Source organism: Ralstonia sp. RL (assembly GCF_001683835.1).
GTDB classification, from domain to species: Bacteria; Pseudomonadota; Gammaproteobacteria; order Burkholderiales; family Burkholderiaceae; genus Ralstonia; species Ralstonia mannitolilytica.
On record NZ_LWRX01000074.1, the window covers coordinates 1 to 6,020 of the forward strand.

Genomic DNA, 6,020 nt, shown 5'->3' on the forward strand with positions numbered 1-6,020 from the left:
GAGGGTGCGGCGCGGTCTGCCTCTCTGTCCCATGTCGGAGCTTCCTCTTTCGGCAAAACGCCGCGCGGTGCCGTCGCACCCGGCCAGCAATGGCCGGCTAGCCGCATGACGCCTGCGTCGCTAGGGATTTCCTCTATAGCGTTCTCCTTCTGCAACGCCGAACATGTCTTCCATTGGAACCGGTTCCATACGGAGAAAAGAGCACAAATGGCAGACATCGTGATTGTGGCGAGCGCGTTCGGCGTCGCCCAGGTCCGCGAGCACGGGCACCACGCGTACGTTCCTGTGGCGGCCGAAGTGGGCGCCGCGGGCTTCGAGGTGCGGCGCGAGCTCTTGCCGGCAGGGCCGGACGGGGCTGTGTCGATGGAACTGCTGACGGCGCTGGGCCGCCTGATTGCCTCGCGCGGCCTGTGGTCGGTCTATTCGACCCCGGCCACCTTGTACACGCACGATGGCGCGCTGGACAAAGCCGCGGTGCGCGGCGCGCTGGCCGAAGCCAAGGCGCTGGATGCCCGCATTGTGAAGTTCCAGTTGGGCGGGTTTGCCGACGAAGCATCGGCCGATGCGCTCGCCAGGCTGCTGCGCGAGTCGCGTGCACGGGTACTGGTCGAAAACGGCCAGCAAGCCGTGGGCGGGTCGCTTGCGCAGTTTCGCAACCTGTTCGCCGCGCTCGAGGCGGCGGGTGTTGACCACGCGCTTGGCATGACATTCGACGTGGGCAACTGGCATTGGCCCGGCGAAGCCCCGCTGGACTGCGCGCGTGCGCTGGCACCGTATGTCGAGTACATCCACTGCAAGGGGGTGGCGGGGGAGGGCGCGCGCCGCTTTGCCGTTGCGCCCGCCGGCAACGACGCGCGCTTCACCGCCGTGCTGGCGGCGCTGCCGGGCGACGTTCCGCGCGGCATCGAATTCCCGTTCGACACAACCGATCTTGCCGCAGACGCCAACCGGCACGTCGCGTGGCTCAAGGCCGCCTGACATCGCGCGGCATCGAAGGAGCTCTCCCATGCCACATCCACTGGATGTCATCACGTACGGCGAAGCCATGGCGATGTTCGTCGCCGCCGCGCCGGGCCCCCTCGCGCAGGCAACGCAGTTCACGAAGCGCATTGCCGGGGCCGACCTGAACGTTGCCGTCGGCCTGGCGCGCCTGGGGTTTCGCGTCGGCTACGTGAGCCGGGTCGGGCGCGACTCGTTTGGCGACTACGTGCGCGAGACGCTCGCGCGCGAGCAGATCGATGCCTCTTGCGTGACGGTCGACCCGCAGTATCCGACGGGCTTTCAGCTGAAGTCACGCGCCGACGACGGCAGTGATCCGCGCGTCGAATATTTCCGCAAGGGTTCGGCGGCCAGCCGGTTGTCTCGTGCCGACTATGTAGCCGAGTATGCGCTGGGCGCGCGCCATCTTCATCTGACAGGCGTCGCGCCGGCGATCTCGGCATCGTCGTGCGAGCTTGCGTTTCATCTCGCGCGCGAAATGCGTGCGGCGGGCAAGTCCATTTCATTCGATCCGAACCTGCGCCCGACGCTGTGGCCGTCCGCCGCCGAGATGGTCAGCACGCTCAATGCGTTGGCCGCGCTGTCGGACTGGGTGTTGCCGGGGCTGTCGGAAGGGCAGCAACTGACGGGGTGCGAAGCGCCGGCCGACATCGCGCGCTTCTATCTGGAACGCGGCGTGCGTGGCGTGGCCATCAAGCTCGGGGCGGCCGGGGCCTACTACCAGACCGCAGACGGCGCGCAGGGCGTCGTGCCCGGCGTACACGTCGAGCGCGTCGTCGATACGGTCGGCGCGGGTGACGGCTTTGCGGTGGGCGTGATCAGTGCGCTGCTCGAAGGCCAGTCGGCGGCGCAGGCGGTGGCACGCGGCAACCGGATCGGCGCACTGGCGATCCAGGTGATCGGCGATTCCGAAGGCTTGCCCACGCGTGCGGCACTTGACCACCTGGAACGCGCCGACAACGCGGTGCACCAGCCCGACTCCGCCATCGGCGTGTAGCGCGGGTTCGACCGCCGCTCCATCAGCGGCGCACACCATAACAGGAGACAAACCATGGCCACACGACTTGCTGCCCGGCGCTGGTGGATGATCATGCCGATCGTCTTCATCACGTATAGCCTGGCGTATCTGGACCGCGCAAACTACGGCTTCGCGGCGGCCGCCGGCATCAACCACGATCTCGGTATCAGCCAGGGGCTGTCGTCGCTGATCGGCGCGCTGTTCTTCCTGGGCTACTTCTTCTTCCAGATTCCCGGTGCCATCTACGCAGAACGGCGCAGCGTGAAGAAGCTCGTGTTCGTGAGCCTGGTGCTGTGGGGCGGCTGCGCGGCACTCACGGGTGTGGTCAGCAACATCCCGTCGCTGATGGCGATCCGCTTCGTGTTGGGTGTGGTGGAGGCCGCGGTGATGCCCGCCATGCTGATCTACATCAGCAACTGGTTCACCCGGCAGGAGCGCTCGCGTGCAAACACGTTCCTGATCCTGGGCAACCCGGTGACGGTGTTGTGGATGTCGGTCGTGTCGGGTTACCTGGTGCGCGAGTTCGGCTGGCGGCACATGTTCATTGCGGAAGGCGTGCCGGCGATTCTCTGGGCCGTGTGCTGGTGGTGGCTGGTGCAGGACAAGCCTGCGCAATCGCCGTGGCTCAGCGCGCAGGAGAAGCGCGATCTCGAGCAGGCACTGGCCGCCGAGCAGGCTGCCCTCAAGCCGGTCCGCAACTATGCCGAGGCCTTCCGCTCGCCGGCCGTGATCAAGCTGTGCGCGCAGTATTTCTGCTGGAGCATCGGCGTGTATGGCTTCGTGCTGTGGCTGCCGTCCATCGTCAAGAGCGGGTCGGCGCTGGGCATGGTGGAGACGGGCTGGCTGTCGGCACTGCCATACCTGGCGGCGACGATTGCGATGCTGGTCGCGTCATGGGCGTCCGACAAGGTGGGCTCGCGGCGTGGTTTCGTGTGGCCGTTCCTGCTGGTGGGGGCGGCTGCGTTTGCTGCGTCGTACGCGCTGGGGTCGACGCATTTCTGGATGTCGTACGCGTTGCTCGTCATTGCCGGTGCGGCCATGTATGCGCCATATGGCCCGTTCTTCGCCATCGTGCCGGAACTGCTGCCCAAGAACGTTGCCGGTGGCGCGATGGCGCTGATCAACAGCATGGGCGCGCTGGGCTCGTTTGTCGGCTCGTATTTTGTCGGGTACCTGAACGGTGCGACGGGTTCGCCGCTGGCCTCGTATGCGTTCATGAGCGCGGCGCTGCTGGCGGCGGTCATCCTCACGCTGTGCGTGAAGCCGCAACCGCGCGAAACGTACCGGCTCGCCGATCCACTGCCTGGAAAATGAATCGATGAAACCTCTAGTCGTTGCCTACAAGCTCCTGCCCGACGATGTGGCTGCGAGGCTGCGCGAGCATGTCGAACTCGTGCAGGTGGACGGTGCGGCCGCGCTGGCCGAAGCGCTGGCGCACGCCGATGGCGCCATCGGCGCGAGCCTGAAGATCACGCCGGCCATGCTCGACGGTGCGCCGCGGCTGAAAGTGTGGTCGACCATCTCGGTCGGTTACGACAATTTCGACGTGCCCGACCTCACACGCCGCGGCATCGTGTTGGCCCATACGCCCGACGTGCTGACCGAGTCGACGGCGGACACGGTGTTTTCGCTGGTGCTGGCGTCCGCCCGGCGCGTGGTCGAACTGGCCGAATGGGTCAAGGCGGGCCATTGGCAGCGCAGCATCGGCCCCGATCTGTATGGCACGGACGTGCATGGCAAGACCATCGGCATTGTCGGCCTGGGCCGGATCGGCGCGGCGGTGGCGCGGCGCGCGGCACTGGGTTTCCGGATGCGCGTGCTGTACACGAACCGGCATCCGCACGCCGAGGCCGAAGCGCAGTACGGCGCGCAGCACGTGACGCTCGACACGCTGCTCGCGCAGGCCGATTTCGTCTGCCTGCAGGTGCCGCTCCTGCCCGACACGCATCACATGATCGGCGCAGCGGAGTTGGCGAAGATGAAGCGCAACGCCATCCTCATCAACGCGGCGCGCGGGCCGGTGGTCGACGAGGCGGCGCTGATCGACGCGCTGCGCAACGGCACGATTCGCGGTGCGGGCCTCGACGTCTTCGAACGCGAGCCGCTGCCGGCCGATTCACCTTTGCTGGCCATGAAAAACGTGGTGGCGCTGCCGCATATCGGCTCGGCCACGCAGGAAACGCGGCACGCCATGGCGCGCTGTGCCGCCGACAACCTGGTGCGGGCGCTGGCCGGCACGCTGCGCGAGAACGTGGTCAATCCTGAGGTGCTGGCGTCGGCACAGACCCCGTAAGCGTGGCGCGGCGATTACGCTATGATCGCCAGACGCTGGCGCCAGCATCAGGCGCCGGCCGCCAGTGCTCAAGCGCATCGTGACAGATTCTCCTTCCTCCTCCTCGCGCCCCGCGACCATCACCGATGTAGCCCGCGAAGCGGGCACCGGCAAGACGAGCGTGTCGCGCTACCTGAACGGCGAAACGCACGTTCTCTCCACCGATCTGCGGCAACGGATCGAAGCCGCCATCGAGCGCCTGAACTACCGGCCCAACCAGATGGCGCGCGGCCTCAAACGAGGGCGCAACCGGCTGCTCGGCATGCTGGTGGCCGACCTGACCAATCCGTACACGATCGAAGTCCTGCAGGGGGTGGAAGCCGCCTGCCACGCGCTCGGCTACATGCCGCTGATCTGCCACGCGGCGAACGAGCTCGAGATGGAGCGCCGGTTCGTGCAGCTGCTCACGACGTACCGCGTGGAAGGGCTGATCGTCAACGCGCTCGGCGCTGACGAGCCGATGTTGCGCCCGCTTCGGGGCCGCGACATTCCCGCCGTGCTGGTCGACCGGACCGTCGACGGCTTCGAGGCCGACCTGATCGGTCTCGATAACGAGCGCGCCGTCCGGCAGGGCGTGCAGCACCTGGTGGACCGCGGCTTCGATGCGATCCAGTTTGTCGTGCAGCCCTATGCGCACGTCAGTTCGCGCCGCGATCGTGAAGCGGCTTTCCGTGCGGTGATGGCCGCTCATGGCCGGCCCGTGGCGGCGCCCGTCGTGCTTGACCCGACCGACGCGGCCTCCGTCGACACCGCGCTGGCGCAGATCGATGCGCATATCGACGCAGCGCGCCAGCGGGGTGGTACGCGCCCGGCGCTGTTCGTCGCAAACGCTCCCGTGGCGCTTGTCGTGGCGCGGCACTTGCGCACGCGCTTCGGGGCGGATTGGCAGACGCACGCTGCGCTGGTGTCGATCGACGATCCCGAGTGGGCCGAACTGATCGGCATCACGACGATCCGCCAGCCGACGTACGACATCGGTTACAAGGCGGTCGAGTTCGTCCACGAGCGCATTGAAGGCCTGGCCGGCGATGCGCGCGTCGTGCTCCTGCCGGGCACACTCGTCGAACGCGCCTCCACGGCAGCGTAACGGAGCCTGCGGATGCCCCTGCGTCTCTACCTGGCCGGTCCCGATGTTTTTCGCCCGCAACCTGCCGCGCATGGCGAAGTGCTCAAGGCCATGTGTGCCGAGTACGGCTTCGTGGGGCTGTACCCCCTCGACAACGTCATTGTTCCTCAACACGACGGGCCCGCGACGGCGGCCGAGATCTATCGCCAGAACATTGCGCTGCTCGATTCAGCCGACGCCGTGATGGCCAACGTGGCTGACTTCCGCGGCCACGAGCCGGATTCCGGTACGTGTTTTGAGATCGGCTACGCCATCGCGCGCGGTAAGGACGTGTGGTGCTATCACGTCCCCTCGGTCCCGCTGGTCGAGCAGGTGCCCCACACTGGCGGCTACGATGCCGGGGGCTGGGCGGTGGAAGACTTCGGCCTGCCGCGCAATTTGATGCTCGCGTGCAGCAGTCGGCTGGTCATCGGCGACGCGCGGGCGTGCCTTGCGCGCATGCGGGCGCATTACATCGGCGCGTAGCCGGCTTCGTGCGCCTTGCGCGTATCGATCTGCGCTTTTCTTCGTTGGAGCGGCTGGCGCGTGGGCGGTGTAATGTGAGG

The 6,020-nt window shown here is 67.2% G+C and carries 6 protein-coding genes; all 6 read left to right on the forward strand.

Annotated elements, in window-relative coordinates; all coding sequences use genetic code 11:
* The first annotated feature begins 207 nt into the window (after nucleotides 1-207).
* Complete coding sequence (locus tag A6M56_RS07625; RefSeq protein ID WP_102080911.1) at nucleotides 208-978, forward strand: sugar phosphate isomerase/epimerase family protein; 771 nt, start codon at nucleotides 208-210, stop codon at nucleotides 976-978.
* A gap of 28 nt (nucleotides 979-1,006) precedes the next feature.
* Nucleotides 1,007-1,996: a sugar kinase gene (locus A6M56_RS07630; protein WP_102080912.1), complete on the forward strand. Its 990-nt coding sequence runs from the start codon at nucleotides 1,007-1,009 to the stop codon at nucleotides 1,994-1,996.
* Nucleotides 1,997-2,050: 54 nt separating this feature from the next.
* Entirely contained in the window at nucleotides 2,051-3,331 is a 1,281-nt protein-coding gene (locus A6M56_RS07635; protein ID WP_045786267.1) for an MFS transporter, read from the forward strand.
* Nucleotides 3,332-3,335: 4 nt separating this feature from the next.
* Nucleotides 3,336-4,310 (forward strand): NAD(P)-dependent oxidoreductase, encoded by a 975-nt coding sequence (locus A6M56_RS07640; RefSeq protein ID WP_102080913.1) that lies wholly within the window; start codon nucleotides 3,336-3,338, stop codon nucleotides 4,308-4,310.
* 79 nt (nucleotides 4,311-4,389) lie between these two features.
* Nucleotides 4,390-5,436 (forward strand): LacI family DNA-binding transcriptional regulator, encoded by a 1,047-nt coding sequence (locus A6M56_RS07645; protein ID WP_102080982.1) that lies wholly within the window; start codon nucleotides 4,390-4,392, stop codon nucleotides 5,434-5,436.
* 12 nt (nucleotides 5,437-5,448) lie between these two features.
* Nucleotides 5,449-5,940 (forward strand): nucleoside 2-deoxyribosyltransferase, encoded by a 492-nt coding sequence (locus tag A6M56_RS07650; RefSeq protein ID WP_102080914.1) that lies wholly within the window; start codon nucleotides 5,449-5,451, stop codon nucleotides 5,938-5,940.
* Nucleotides 5,941-6,020: the final 80 nt, after the last annotated feature.